The following is a 13,640-nucleotide window of genomic DNA, read 5'->3' as shown; positions in this document are numbered from 1 at the left end:
CAAGCGGACTTCGTTGAGAGAGGGGATGCCCTCGCGCGGACGTGGCCGTCCGTGCGGGGACGCACCCGGGGGAGCGCTCAGTCGCAGCGGAAGGCCCGCTTCTCCAGGCGCACGCTGCGCAGTGCCCCGCGCAGGTCGATCGACGCGAGGCCCGCACCGCACGCCTCGAAGCGGTCCTGCGCGTCCTCGTAGCGGTCCTCGATGTCGCCCAGCGCGTCGCAGACCCGGTCGCGGTCGCCGATCCGGGCCTCCTGGCGGGCCTGGAAGCGCAGGGCATCGGCCTCCTGGAGCTTGCGGTGGGCCGGCGCGCAGGTGGCCGGCTGCGCGAGGGCGGAGCCGGCCGCGACGAGAAGCGCGGCCGTGAGCGGGAACAGGGCAGGGCGAAGCGGTCGGGTCATCGCTGAACTCGGTCGGGATGGTCGGCACCCCCTGCGGCGATAAGCCTCAGATCAGGAGGCTTGTCGCATGGCGCGGAGAGGCATCCCAGAAACGGCGACGCCCGGCCAGGGTTCCGGATTTTCCCGACCCCGAATTGTCCCGGCCCCGATGCGGGTCAGGCCGGCGCGGCGGCGCGGCGGCGCGAGGCCAGGATGGTGGCGAGCGTCACGGGCCGGTACGGGAAGGCGTCGACCCCGACGTCGAATTGCCGGGTCATCGGCTTCAGCCGGCCGTGGGAATGGCCGTGCAGGTCGATCACCCCGCGCCCCATGCGGTTCCAGGTGCGGAAGGCGTAGTGGCACAGGACCAGGCGGTGGCCGCCCTCGTCGATCTCGGCGTAGTGGGCGACCGAGGCCCAGCCCGGCGCGCCGAGCGTCGCCGGGCCGTCGTTGTTGCCGACGATCAGGTGCTTCTCGCCGTGGAGTCCCGCCAGGAGAGCGGCGACCCGCTCCGGCGGGGGCCCGAGGGCGAAGTCGCCGAGGTGCCAGACCGTGTCGCCCGGCCCGACCGTCGCGTTCCAGTTCGCGACCAGGGCCGCGTCGTGCTCGGGGATGCCGGCGAAGGGGCGCCGGTCGATGCGCAGCACCCGCGGGTCGCCGAAATGCGTGTCGCTCGTGAAGTAGACGGTCATGCGATCCGGGGACGGGCTCAGCGCGCCTGCATGCGCAGCGCCCCGTCGAGGCGGATGACCTCGCCGTTGAGCATCGGATTGTCGATGATCGCGAGCACGAGGCGGGCATATTCCTCCGGCCGGCCGAGCCGCGGCGGGAAGGGCACCGCGGCGCCGAGGGAATCCTGCACCTCCTGCGGCAGGCCCTTCATCATCGGCGTCTCGAACAGGCCCGGCGCGATGGCGCAGACCCGGATGCCGGCGGGGGCGAATTCGCGGGCGGCCGGGAGGGTCAGCCCGACGACGCCCGCCTTCGAGGAGGCGTAGGCCGCCTGCCCGACCTGGCCCTCGAAGGCCGCCACCGAGGCGGTCGAGACGATGACGGCGCGCTCGCCCCCCTCCAGCGGGTCGAGGGTCAGGGCGCCGGCCGCCACGAGCCGCATCAGGTTGAACGTGCCGATCAGGTTGATCTCGACGACGCGGGCGAAGGCGCGCAGGTCGAGGGGGCCGGCGCGACCGACGATCCGCCCGGCGGTGGCGACGCCCGCGCAATTGACCAGGATGCGGGCCGGGCCGTGCGCCGCGGCGGCGCGGGACACCGCCTCCTCGGCGCTCCCCGCATCCGAGACGTCGCAGGCGAGGGCGAGCCCGCCGGTCTCCTCCGCGACCGCCCGCGCGGCCTCCTCGTTGAGGTCGAGGAGCGCGACCCGGGCGCCCGCCGCCGCGAGGGCGCGGCCCGTCGCCGCGCCGAGGCCCGACCCGCCCCCCGTGACCACGGCCGCGATGCCCTGAACCTTCATGCGCGCCTCCCGTCGTTGCGCCTTCCGGCTTAGCAGAGGGCGGGGCCGCCCGTGAACCGCCGCGCTGCTGCCCCGTTGAGGGGAGCGATCCGGGAATCCCGAAGGGTGCTGCGCCTCATCACCTACAACGTCCGCCGCTGCCTCGGCACCGACGGGACCCTCTCCCCCGCGCGCATCGCCGCGGTCCTCGCCTCCTGCCGGCCCGACGTGGTGGCGCTGCAGGAGCTCGACGTCGGCCGCCCGCGCTCCGGGCGGATCGATCAGGCCCACGCCATCGCGGAGCATCTCGGCATGCGGGCGCATTTCCACGCGGCCCTGCGGGTGATGGAGGAGGCGTACGGCAACGCCATCCTCACCGCCCTGCCCTCCCGCCTCGTGCGGGCCGAGGCGCTGCCGGGCCTCGCCGGGCGCCCGCACCTCGAGCCGCGCGGCGCGCTCTGGGCGGCGATCGAGGCCGGCGGCACGGAGGTCCAGGTCATCGCCACCCATCTGGGCCTGCGCCGCCGCGAGCGCGCCCGGCAGGCGGAGGCCCTGCTCGGGCCCCGCTTCCTGGCCGATCCGGGCTGCCGCCCGCCCCTCGTGCTGGTGGGGGACCTCAACGCCGTGCCGGCCTCCGCCGCCTACCGGCGCCTCGCCCGGCATCTCCGGGACGCGCAGCGCGCCGCCGGCGTGCCGCGCCGCCAGCGCACCTTCCCGTCCGGGTTCCCGCTGCTGCGGCTCGATCACGTCTTCGTCAGCGAGGGGATCCGGGTGCGGCACGTCGAGGTGGTGCGCGGGCCGTTGGCGCGGGTCGCCTCGGACCACCTGCCGCTCCTCGTCGACCTCGACCTCGCCCCGGCGGCGGGCGCGCCGCGCCCCGACCGGGCGGAGGTGGCGTGATGGCGCGGCACGGGGCGGGGAGCGGGCGCCGCCGCCGCTGGACCCTGATCACCACCGCGCTCAGCGTCGCGCTCGGGGCCTACCTCCTCGTCCGCACCCTCTCGGGCTACGGCCTCGCGGAGCTGGACGCGGCGGTGCGGGCGATCCCGGCGGCCCGACTCCTGGGGGCGGGCGCCTTCGCGGCGGGCAGCTACCTCTGCCTCACGGCAGGGGACTGGCTGGCCCTGCGGGCGATCGGGCGCCCCCTCCCCTACCGGTACGTCGGCGTGGCGGCCTTCGTGGCGCTCGGCGTCGGCCACAGCATCGGCCTGTCCGGCCTGAGCAGCGGGGCGATCCGCTACCGCTTCTACGCGCGCCGCGGCCTGACGCTGGCCGAGAGCGCCAAGCTGGTCCTGTTCTGCGGCCTCACGGTCGCGCTCGGGCTGATGGCGCTCGGCGCGCTGGCGCTGCTGCTGCGGCCGCGGCTCGCGCAGGAGATCACGGGTCTGGGGCGGGGCGGCATCGTGGCGGCGGCGCTCGCCTGCCTGGCTGGGGTCGGGCTCTACCTCGCGGCCGCGGCCTTCCGGCTCGGGCGCCTGACCATCCGCCGCTGGTCGATCGAGGTGCCGCCCTGGCGCATCGCCCTCGCCCAGGTGGCGGTGGGGTCGGTGAACTTCGCCCTGGTCTCGGCCTGCCTGCACCAGGTGCTCGCGGCGGTCTCGGACGTGGCCTATCCGGGCGTCGCCTCGGTCTTCGTGATCGCGAACGCGGCGGTGCTCGTCACCAACGTGCCGGGCGGCGTCGGGGTGATCGAGAGCGTGGTGGTGCATCTCCTGCCCGGGACCGACGTGATCGGGCCGCTCATCGCCTTCCGCGTCGTGTACTTCCTGGTGCCGCTGGCGCTCGGGCTCCTGGTCTTCGCGGGGGCGGAGGTGGTGTTCCGGCGAAGGGGACGCGCCGGCCCGGCGCCCGGGCGGGACGCGATCGGCCCGGCGGCCTCGCCCGCCCGGTGAGGGCGCGCGCAGAGGGCGCGCGGAGAGCGGGTCAGATCACCTCGGCGACCGCCAGGGCGAGCACGAGCAGGGCCAGCGCCGCCACTTCCGACCAGTGCACGAGGGTGTCTGGTGCGATCCTGTTCATGAAGCGGAGCCTACGCCTGCTGTCCTGACAAGTATAGGGACAATTTATAGGGACAATTCGGGGCAGCGATCGCGGCCAAGTTCGACGCATCCACGCGGGTGCGCGCCGAGGGCGGCTCGTCCGAAGGGAGAGGGCCCCGGGCGCGCCGGGTGCGCCTGCCGGCCTCAGCTCCCGAACGGCCGCTCCGGGTCGAGGAGGTCCGCGCCGAGGAGGGGCTCGATCAGGCCCTCCTCGGGCGGCACCGCGAAGGGCCGCAGGCCCCGCGGGCCGGTGTTGAGCCGCTCCACCGCCCGCACGAGCGACCCCTCCGCCCGGATCGCCGCCGTCACGGCGGCGGGATCGGCCCCGAGATGCTCGGCCAGCAGCCGGTCGCGCAGGGCCGCGATGGTGGCCCGGGTCGCCGGGTCGGTGCCCCCGACGGCGAGGTCGCACTCGGTGTCGAGCGCGACCGAGCGGTTGTTGAGGTTGGAGGAGCCGACCCGCAGGGCGGTGTCGTCCACGATCACCAGCTTCGAGTGCACCAGGACCTGGCACTCGCCCGCCGGGCCCGGCACCGCCGGGTAGGCGAGGAGGAAGCGGCCGTGCCGGTCGGCGGCGCGCAGGCGGCGGATCAGGCGGTCGCGGGGCGCGCCCATGGCGACCCGCTCGGTGAGGTTGTGCGAGCGGCGGGTGAGCACGATCACCACGTCGGGCCCGTCCGGCCGCGCCAGCTGCGCCTCCAGCACGTCGCCGACGAAGCGCGCCGTGAGGTACTGCGCCTCGATGTAGACGTGGCGCCGGGCGCCGCGCAGCAGGTCGGCCGTGAGGGCGGCGGCCTCCTCGACCGAGGGCTGCTCGTCGAGGAGCGGCATGGTCCGGGCGATCGCCACCGGCACGTCCGTGAAGTCGGGGGCGAGGCCGCGCGGCCAGAGCGGCGGTCCCTCGGCGGGGGCGACCGCCTCTCCGGTCGCGTCGCGCCAGCGGGCGCGCACGAGGTCGCCGACCGCGCGGGCCGCCTCCCCGTCCACCACCATCTGGGTGTCGTGGACCGGCCCGTAGGGGGCGCCGTCCGGATCGACCCGGCGGGGATCCTCGGCCCGGTGCTCCTGCGTGTCCCAGCGCTGCACGGTCAGGTCCATGCCGCCCACGAAGGCGAGGCACTCGTCGACGCAGACGATCTTCTGATGATGGGCCGCGTAGAGGGGGTGGCGCGTGTCGAGCCGCACCCGGATGCGGGGATGGCGCTGCCACTCCGCCCCGAACAGCAGCGGCAGCGCCTCGCCCGGCCCGTGCAGCGTGCCCACGCTCCAGATCAGGATGCGCAGCTCCAGTTCGGGCCGCGCCTCCACGAGGGCGCGCAGGAAGGGGCCGAGCGGGGGCGAGGCCGCCTCCGGCGCGTCGGCCCGCAGGCGGATGCGGCCGTCGAAATCCCAGCCCACCAGGGTGATGCTGCGCCGGGCGCGCGCGAGCGCGTCCTCCAGCGCCGCGAAGTAATCCGCGCCGTCGACGAGCAGGGCGGCGCGGGCCGCCCGCGCCACCCGCCAGCAATTGCGGCCCGGCACGAACAGGGTCGGGGGCGGGGCGACCGGGACGGCCCCGGCCAACGCGTCATCCATTCTCATCGTGACGACCAACAATCTCCCCGATGCGGCGGGCGGCCCCGCCCGGGGCCGCCCGCCGCACCAGAACACGTCAGGCGCCCGAGCGTTGCAGCCTGCTCCTGCGGCACAGCGGACCCCGCCGCGCCGCACCGCACACGGCAAGTCCTGCCTCGAAGAACCAGTCTCGTTCGCACCCGCAGCACAGACGAGACGGAATAAGGACGCGCAAGAATGATGATCTCGATCGAACTTGCGGCCGCTCAACCCGTTTCAGGATCTGAACGGAATTGGAAAGGATCGATGATGCGGACGAAGCGGATGGCGCTCGCGGGCGCCCTGATGGTGGCCCTGGGCGGCGTGGCGGTGGCCCAGACCGCGGCGCCGGGCAGCGCCGAGGGCAACATGAACAACCCGGGCAGCGTCAAGAGCAACGCCGAGAAGGGGGGGCGCGACGCCGCCCCGGCGGCGGGCGTGGCGCCCGGGACGGCGCCGGCCGCGACCGGGACCGTGACGGGCGGAGGGAGCAGGACGGTCCCGAAGCCGAGCGACCCGACTCCGAGCCGCTGAGCCGGGCGATGCACCGGGGCGGCCGGAACGCGCGTTCCGGCCGCCCTCGGCGGTGGGCGGAGGCGGATCGCGGCTGGACGCGGGAATCCTGCACTCCCACTCTTCCGGCAGACCTCCGCCACCGGAGCCGCCGGACCGAGCCCGTGCACTACAGCAGATCCGACATCGTCGCGGCCTGCGGCCCCAACGCCACCCGCGCCGGGCAGAGCTACCTGCGCGAGGGGCGCGTTCTCGAAGCGACCCGAAACGGAGCCGGGATCTCCGGCGAGGTCCAGGGCAGCGACGACGAGCCCTACAGGCTGGTCGTCGATCTGCGGGAGCGGGGGAAGGGGCTGCGGATCGAAGGCACCTGCTCCTGCCCGGTCGCCCGCAATTGCAAGCACGTGGCGGCCGTCCTCCTCTCGCTCCTGGACGAGGCGTCGGAGCCGCCGGGCGATCCGGTCGCGCAGCGCCTGGAGCGCCTGCTCGCGCCGGCCCCGACGGCCCGCGGCGCGGCACGAGCGGGCCGCCCCGCGGCCCAGGCGGAGGCGCTGCCGCCGGCCCTGGCGCGGTGGGTCGCGCAACTCGACCGGGCCCAGGCCACCGCCGGGGAGGATTACCCACGCTCCATCAACCAGCGGCTCGTCTACGTGCTCGGCTCGCTCCTGGCGGGGGAAGGCCTGCCGCGCCTCGCCCTGCAGGTGATCTCGACGCGCCTGCGCAAGGACGGCACCTTCTCGGAGGGCGGCAGCCCCTATCTCCTGCAGGCGGGCGCATCGCCGGCCCGGTTCCTGCGCCCCTCGGACCTGCGCATCCACCGCCTTCTCGCCGGCCGGCAGCGCCACTCCATCGGCTACGGCCGGGCCTACGCCTACGATCTCTCCGACGAGGATGCGGCGGAGATCCTGGCGGCCCTGCTCGTCACCGGCCGCGTCCGCTGGCGGGAGCCGAACGGGCCGGCCCTCGCGGCGGGTCCGCCCCGGGCCGGGCGGATCGCCTGGCGGGAGGAGGCGGATGCCCTGCGGGCGGAGGTCACCTGCGAGGATCCCGGCGCGGTGCTGGCCGCGGCGCCGCCCGTCTACGTGGACGAGGCGGCCGGCCTGATCGGGCCGGTGGAGACCGGACTCGCCCCGCGCCTCGCCCTCGCCCTCGCCCGGGCGCCGCCGGTCCCGGCGGAAGCGGTGGCGGCGCTCAACGCCGTCCTGGCGGAGAAGGTCCCGGACCTCGCCGCCCACCGGCCGCCCTCGCCCGCGGCGGAGCCCCTCCGCGTCGCCCCGCGACCGGTGCTGCGCCTCACGACCGCCCCGATCAGGACGACCATCGGCTACGGCCCCTACGCGATGATCGACCACGAGACGGTGCCCATCGCGCGGCTGGCCTTCGCGTACGGACCGGTGCGGACGGAACTCGGCGAGATGCGAGCCGTGGTGCCGCGCCTCAGCGGCGGGCGCCTCTACGCGGTGGCCCGCGATCCCGAGGCCGAGCGCGAGGCGGCCCGGCGCCTCCTCCGGGAAAACTTCGTCCCGGTCTGCGAACGCTATCCCGCCGAGGCCGCGCATGACCGCGACTTCGTGCGCGAAGGAGGAACGGCCCAATGGGCCGACGCGCAATACTGGCTCCTGCCCCGCCTGCGGGAGGAGGGCTGGGAGATCGAGACCGCCGCCGATTTCCCCCTGCGGCTGATGCGGGCGGACGGCGCCTTCGACGCGGAGATCCGCGAGGGATCCGGCATCGACTGGCTCGAACTCCAGCTCGGTGTCGAGCTGGACGGGGAGCGGATCGACCTCGTCGGGCCGATCCTCGCGCTGCTGCGGCGGCCGGGCTTCGACCCCGCCATCCTCGACGGCCCGGAGGGGGAGAAGGCCCTCGTCCTGCCGCTTCCGGATGGGCGGATGCTGGCCCTGCCCCCGGGTCGGCTGCGCGGGATCCTGGCGGCGATCGCCGGATTGCTGATCGGCCGCGACGACGAGGGGCGGCTTCGCCTGTCGCGGGCCGACGCGGCCGGCCTCGCGGCCCTGGAGGAGGAGGGCGGGGAGCGCGTGATCTGGCGCGGCGGCGAGGCGATCCGCGCCATGGGACGGCGGCTTTCCGCGAGCGGCGGCATCCCGCCGGTGGAGCCCCCCGCGGCGTTCCGGGCGAGCCTGCGGCCCTATCAGGCGCAGGGCCTCGCCTGGCTCGCCTTCCTGCGCGAGACCGGCTTCGGCGGCGTCCTGGCGGACGATATGGGCCTGGGCAAGACCGTCCAGGCCCTGGCGCTCCTCGCCCTCGAGAAGGCGGAGGGCCGCCTCGACCGGCCCGCCCTGGTGGTGGCGCCGACGAGCCTGATGGGCAATTGGCGGCGCGAGACGGAGCGCTTCGCCCCCTCCCTCCGCGTGCTCACGCTGCACGGCCTCGACCGCAAGGAGCAGTTCGGGGCGATGGCCGAGCACGACCTCGTGCTCACCACCTATCCGCTGATCCCCCGCGACCACGCGGTGCTGACGGCGCAGGAGTGGCACATCCTTCTCCTCGACGAGGCGCAGGCGATCAAGAACCCGGACGCGCAGACGACCCGGCTGCTGCACGGGATCCGGGCGCGGCACCGCTTCTGCCTCACCGGGACGCCGCTTGAGAATTCCCTCGCGGAGGTGTGGTCGCTCTTCGCCTTCGCGTGCCCGGGCCTGCTCGGCGACCGCAGGCACTTCACCCGGGCGTGGCGCATGCCGATCGAGAAGCAGGGCGACCGCGAGCGCGGCCGGCTGCTGGCGCGGCGCCTCAAGCCCTTCCTGCTGCGGCGGACCAAGGACGAGGTGGCGGGCGAGCTGCCGCCCAAGACCGAGATCGTCGAGCGCGTCGACCTCGCGGCCGGTCAGCGCGACCTCTACGAGTCGATCCGGCTCGCCATGCATGCCCGGGTGCGCGCCGCCATCGCCGAGAAGGGATTCGCCCGCAGCCGCATCGTCATCCTGGACGCGCTGCTCAAGCTGCGGCAGGCCTGCTGCGATCCACGCCTGCTCAAGCTCGCACCTCCCCCGAAGGCGGGCTCGGTCAAGCTCGACCGCCTGGACGAGTTGCTGGAATCCCTGATCGCCGAGGGGCGCCGGGTGCTGGTCTTCTCGCAATTCACCTCGATGCTCGACCTGATCAAGCCGCGCCTCACGCTCGCCAAGACGCCCTGGCTCGAACTCACCGGCCGCAGCCGCGACCGCGCCGAGGTGGTGCGCCGCTTCGAGGCCGGCGAGGCGCCGGTCTTCCTGATCAGCCTGAAGGCGGGCGGGACGGGGCTCAACCTCGTCGCGGCGGATACGGTGATCCTCTACGATCCCTGGTGGAATCCGGCCGTGGAGGCCCAGGCGATCGACCGCGCCCACCGCATCGGCCAGGACAAGCCCGTCTTCGTCCACAAGCTCGTCGCCTCCCGCACCATCGAGGAGAAGATGGAGGTGCTGAAGGAGAGGAAGGGCGCGCTCGCCGATTCGCTGTTCGACCACGACGGCGCGCCCACGAGCGCCATGACGGCGGAGGATTTGGATCTGCTGCTCGGTGAGTGACTCTGGGGCACAAATCCGTATAATAGTCGCGCAATTTCCTCATCGCTGCATCGCAGCCTTCTGGTTGAATTTTTATGAAATTAGACGCATTTTTATTTCAAGTCATGATTTTGTTTCTGCCTGGAGTGATTTGGGCACGTATTGATATCGTTTGGGCAAGACAATCTAAAGCTTCAGATGTTGAATTTTTCGTCCTGAGTTTTCTCTACGGGCTTGCAAGTTATGCTGTCACATATGCTTTATTCGAGTTATTTGTCGGTGATTTCGAAGTCATAAGCATAGAAAAGCCGAATATTTTTAATTATTCTATTGCATATGAACTCATTTGTGCAACTTTCATCAGTTTTGCAGGAGGGATAGCCTGGCTTTATGCCTCGAATTACAAAATCATGGCACGCTTCCTGCAATTCATTCGAGCCACCAAGCAATATGGCGATGAGGACGTATGGGACTTTACATTCAACAGTCGATCGAAATCAGTCGGATTTATAAATTGGCGCGACTTCGAGCAGAAGCTAGGCTAATCCGGATACGTTAATACATTCTCGGAAAGCGGAGAAATCAGAGAGACTGTACTGCGAGATGTGTCGGTTTACGATTTCGAGGGCAATAAGCAATACGACGTTCCCTTGCTCTACCTAGCGTGAAAAGCGGAAAATATCCATATCGAGTTTCCGATCCCGAACACGGAGGCGAGTCAGGATGCCGGATAAATCGTTCACGAACCTGAAGGCGGAGGGCGGCTACTCGCTACCCCGGAGTGCTCCGCTGACCGAGAGCTACGTCCGCAAAGGCGGCGTCAACGCTCCCTCGGCGCAAGCCACCCGTCCCCCGCCTCCCCCGCCCCTTCGCCCGGCCACGGGGCCGAATGCGCCGTCGTCGGGCGGACAGGGCGGCTCCTCGCGGCAAACCTGAGGAGGGACCCGCGCGGGCCACCGTTCCGGCCCGTAGCGGCCGCTGCCGCGTCACTCCGGTCGAGGCGAGCTCACTCCCCCGGGGCCGCCGGGCTCGCCATGCCGCCGTGCGGGGGCGGGGCCGCCGCCTGGGCGGGGGCGGGCTTCGCTGCCCGGGCGCGCAGGCGCGCCGCCGCATTCTTCGGCAGGTCCGAGATCACGCAGACGAGGCAGAACACCGCCGGCACGAAGATCAGCGACAGGACCGTCGAGAAGAGCAGGCCGCCGATCACCGCGATCGCCATCGGTGCCCGGAACTCGCCGCCCGCCCCGATCGCCAGCGCGCTCGGGACCATGCCGGCCACCATGGCGATCGTCGTCATGATGATCGGCCGCGCGCGCTTGCGGCCCGCATCGATGATCGCCTCGTTGCGCGACATGCCGTGGCGCATCGACTCGATCGCGAATTCCACCAGCATGATCGCGTTCTTGGTCACGATGCCCATCAGCATCAGGATGCCGATCCAGACCGGGGTCGTGAGCTGCTTGCCGGTGACGAGCAGCGCCACCACGGCGCCGCCCAGGGAGAGCGGCAGCGAGAACAGGATGGTGATCGGGTGCAGGAAGGACCCGAACAGCATCACCAGCACGGCGTAGACCATGAGCAGGCCCGCCCGCATCACCTCGGCGAAGCCGTCCGACAATTCGGCGAGGTTCTCGGCGTCGCCCGACTGGTTGACCTGCACCCCCTTCGGCAGGTTCCTCATCACCGGCAGCTGATTGATCGCGGCCAGCACGTCGCCGAGGGCCGCGTCGCCGACGAGGTCCGCCGCCACGGTCGCCTGGCGCTCGCGGTCGTAGCGGGAGATGTTGGCCGGCCCGTCCTGGAAGCCGAGATCCGCCACCGCCGAGAGCGGCACCCCGCCCTTCGCGGCCGGGGTCGGGATGCGCAGCTGCTCCACGATCTGCCAGTTCAGCCGGGCGCTGTCGTCGAGCTGGACCCGCACCGGCACGAGGCGGTCGCCCGCGTCGAACTTGGCCAGCGCCGGCCCCACGTCGCCGATCGTGGCGACGCGGATCGTCTCGGAGAGCGTGTCGGCCGTGATGCCGAGCCGGGCGGCGAGGTCCATGCGCGGGCGGATGCGCAGCTCCGGCCGGTTCAGGGTCGCGCCCGAGATCACGTTGGCCACGGCCGGCAGGCGGCGCATCTGGTTGGCGAGCTCGTTGGCCACGCTCGCCACCGTGCTGCTGTCCTGGCCGTTGACCACGAGGGAGATCGCCCGCAGGCCGTTCTCGTCCACGAACCAGTAGCGGATGTCCGGGATCTGCCTCAGCCGCGCCTCGACCTGCTGCTCCAGCTGGCGCTGGGTGATCGTGCGGTGGGTCTTGTTGGTGTAGTTGAGGATGAGCGAGGCGCGCCGGACCTCGATCGTGCCGCCCGCGATGCGCCCGCCATCGACGAAGATGCTCTTCACCTCCGGGATCTGGCGCAGGTCCTTGACGATCACGTCGGTGACGCGCTGCGTGTCCGAGGCCTGGCTGCCCGGGGGCAGCTCGATCGAGAGCAGCGAGCGGGCGGTGTCCTGGGCCGGCAGGAAGCCCTGCGACAGGAGCTTCATGCTGAGGATCGAGGCCGCGAAGATCGCGATGCCGAGGATCACGGTGAGCCCGTAGAAGCGCACCGATTTCGAGACCAGCCAGACATAGGCGCGCTCGATCCGGCCCGGCGGCTTCTCCTCGTGGACGTGCGGCTTCATGATGTAGGCGGCCAGCATCGGCGTCACGAAGCGGGCCGCGAGCAGCGAGAACAGCACCTGCACCGCGATGGTGATGCCGAACTGCTTGAAGAACTGGCCCGCGATGCCGCCCATGAAGCTCGCCGGCGCGAAGATCGCCACGATGGTGAGGCTGATCGCGATCACCGCGAGCCCGATCTCGTCGGCCGCGTCGATCGCCGCCTGGAAGGGCGACTTGCCCATCCGGATGTGGCGCACGATGTTCTCGATCTCGACGATCGAATCGTCGACCAGGATGCCGGTCGAGAGCGTGACGGCGAGGAAGCTCACGAGGTTGAGCGAGAAGCCGAGCAGGTCCATCGCCCAGAAGGCCGGGAAGATCGACAGCGGCAGCGACACCGCCACGATCACCGTCGTGCGCAGGTCGCGCAGGAACAGGAACACCACGATGACCGCGAGCGCCGCGCCCTCGAACAGCGTCTTGATCGCGGCCTCGTAGTTGCCGAGCGTGTAGTCGACCGACGTGTCGATCAGCGAGAGCTTGACGTCCGGGTACTCGGCCTGGATCTGGTCGACCTTGGCCTGGACGGCCTTGGCCACGACGACGTCGCTCGCGCCCTTGGCGCGCTTGATGCCGATGGCGACGACCGGCTTGGCGTCGAGGCTCGCGAAGGTGCGCCGGTCCGCCACCGTGTCGGTGACGACGCCGAGATCCTGCAGCCGGATCTGCCCGCCCGAGGCGAGCGGGATCATGGTGCCCTTGAGCTCGTCGAGGCTGCGCGCGCCCGCGAGGGCCCGGATCGCGAAGTCGCGCCCGCCGAGCTGGGTGCGCCCGCCCGCCACGTCCACGTTGATGCCGCGCAGCCGGCGGCTCACGTCGACGGCGGTGAGCCCGTAGGCCTGGAGCCGGTCGGGATCGAGGGAGACCAGGATCTCGCGCTCGGAGCCGCCGATCGTCTCGACCTGCGCGACGCCGCGGATGCTCTGCAGGCGGCGCTTGACCACCGTGTCGACGAAGTAGGAGAGCTGCTCGGGCGTCTTGTCGGGGGCGACCGCCGCGTAGGTGACGATCGGCAGGCCGACCACGTCGACGCGCTGGATCAGCGGCGCCTCCGCCGAGCGCGGCAGGTCGGCCTGGATGCGGGTGATCGCGTCCTTGACGTCGTTGAGCGCCCGGTCGGTGTTGGTCTCCAGGCGGAACTGGACCGTCGTCACCGAGACGCCGTCGGTGACGAGGGACGCGATGTGGCGCACGCCCTCGACGCCCGAGACCCCGTCCTCGATGGTCTTGGTGACCTGCGCCTCCAGCTCCGCCGGGGCCGCGCCGAACTGCGCCACCGCCACCGAGATGATCGGGATGTCGGCCGAGGGCAGCCGCGTGATCGGGAGCTTCCCGAAGCTCATCCAGCCCAGGATGAGCAGGATCAGCGAGATCAGGATCGAGGGGAGCGGCTTGCGGATCGCCCAGGAGGAGACGTTCAGGGACACTTACGGCGCTCGCCTCGGTTG

At 72.0% G+C, this 13,640-nt stretch carries 10 protein-coding genes; 5 read left to right on the top strand and 5 right to left on the bottom strand.

What is annotated here, in order from left to right; all coding sequences use genetic code 11:
• Window positions 1-77: 77 nt before the first annotated feature.
• The 3 genes from MET2598_RS0123375 to MET2598_RS0123365 all read right to left on the bottom strand — a co-directional run bounded on the left by MET2598_RS0123375 (window position 78) and on the right by MET2598_RS0123365 (window position 1,848).
• Complete coding sequence (locus MET2598_RS0123375; RefSeq protein WP_018262571.1) at window positions 78-398, bottom strand: hypothetical protein; 321 nt, start codon at window positions 396-398, stop codon at window positions 78-80.
• Between the two features lie 155 nt (window positions 399-553).
• Window positions 554-1,069: a metallophosphoesterase gene (locus MET2598_RS0123370; protein WP_012330865.1), complete on the bottom strand. Its 516-nt coding sequence runs from the start codon at window positions 1,067-1,069 to the stop codon at window positions 554-556.
• 17 nt (window positions 1,070-1,086) lie between these two features.
• Window positions 1,087-1,848: an SDR family NAD(P)-dependent oxidoreductase gene (locus MET2598_RS0123365; RefSeq protein WP_018262570.1), complete on the bottom strand. Its 762-nt coding sequence runs from the start codon at window positions 1,846-1,848 to the stop codon at window positions 1,087-1,089.
• 105 nt (window positions 1,849-1,953) lie between these two features.
• On the opposite strand from MET2598_RS0123365, the gene MET2598_RS0123360 reads away from it, so the two are divergent.
• Together MET2598_RS0123360 and MET2598_RS0123355 are read left to right on the top strand one after the other, a co-directional pair.
• Entirely contained in the window at window positions 1,954-2,727 is a 774-nt protein-coding gene (locus MET2598_RS0123360; protein WP_012330867.1) for an endonuclease/exonuclease/phosphatase family protein, read from the top strand.
• The gene (locus tag MET2598_RS0123355; RefSeq protein ID WP_018262569.1) at window positions 2,727-3,719 is read left to right on the top strand and encodes a lysylphosphatidylglycerol synthase transmembrane domain-containing protein; all 993 of its coding nucleotides are present in this window, start codon (window positions 2,727-2,729) and stop codon (window positions 3,717-3,719) included. Before MET2598_RS0123360 ends, MET2598_RS0123355 begins: the two co-directional genes overlap by 1 nt.
• Before the next feature lie 291 nt (window positions 3,720-4,010).
• Here the strand turns inward: MET2598_RS0123355 and MET2598_RS0123345 are convergent, their stop codons facing one another.
• Window positions 4,011-5,441, bottom strand: coding sequence for a phospholipase D-like domain-containing protein (locus MET2598_RS0123345; RefSeq protein ID WP_236728802.1), 1,431 nt, complete (start codon window positions 5,439-5,441; stop codon window positions 4,011-4,013).
• Window positions 5,442-5,726: 285 nt separating this feature from the next.
• Between MET2598_RS0123345 and MET2598_RS0123340 the strand changes: the two genes are divergently transcribed.
• From MET2598_RS0123340 to MET2598_RS41530, 3 genes are all read left to right on the top strand, one after another.
• Window positions 5,727-5,993: a hypothetical protein gene (locus MET2598_RS0123340; RefSeq protein WP_018262567.1), complete on the top strand. Its 267-nt coding sequence runs from the start codon at window positions 5,727-5,729 to the stop codon at window positions 5,991-5,993.
• Window positions 5,994-6,136: 143 nt separating this feature from the next.
• A complete protein-coding gene (locus MET2598_RS0123335) occupies window positions 6,137-9,502 on the top strand; it encodes a DEAD/DEAH box helicase (RefSeq protein WP_018262566.1) in 3,366 nt (1,121 codons plus the stop codon).
• A 74-nt stretch (window positions 9,503-9,576) separates the two neighbouring features.
• The gene (locus MET2598_RS41530) at window positions 9,577-10,026 is read left to right on the top strand and encodes a hypothetical protein (RefSeq protein WP_157182252.1); all 450 of its coding nucleotides are present in this window, start codon (window positions 9,577-9,579) and stop codon (window positions 10,024-10,026) included.
• 461 nt (window positions 10,027-10,487) lie between these two features.
• Here the strand turns inward: MET2598_RS41530 and MET2598_RS0123330 are convergent, their stop codons facing one another.
• Entirely contained in the window at window positions 10,488-13,619 is a 3,132-nt protein-coding gene (locus MET2598_RS0123330) for an efflux RND transporter permease subunit (RefSeq protein ID WP_012330873.1), read from the bottom strand.
• Between the last annotated feature and the right edge of the window lie 21 nt (window positions 13,620-13,640).

The sequence above is a fragment of the Methylobacterium sp. WSM2598 genome, assembly GCF_000379105.1.
In the GTDB taxonomy this organism is placed as follows: domain Bacteria; phylum Pseudomonadota; class Alphaproteobacteria; order Rhizobiales; family Beijerinckiaceae; genus Methylobacterium.
This window is presented reverse-complemented; position numbering and strand designations above follow the sequence as displayed.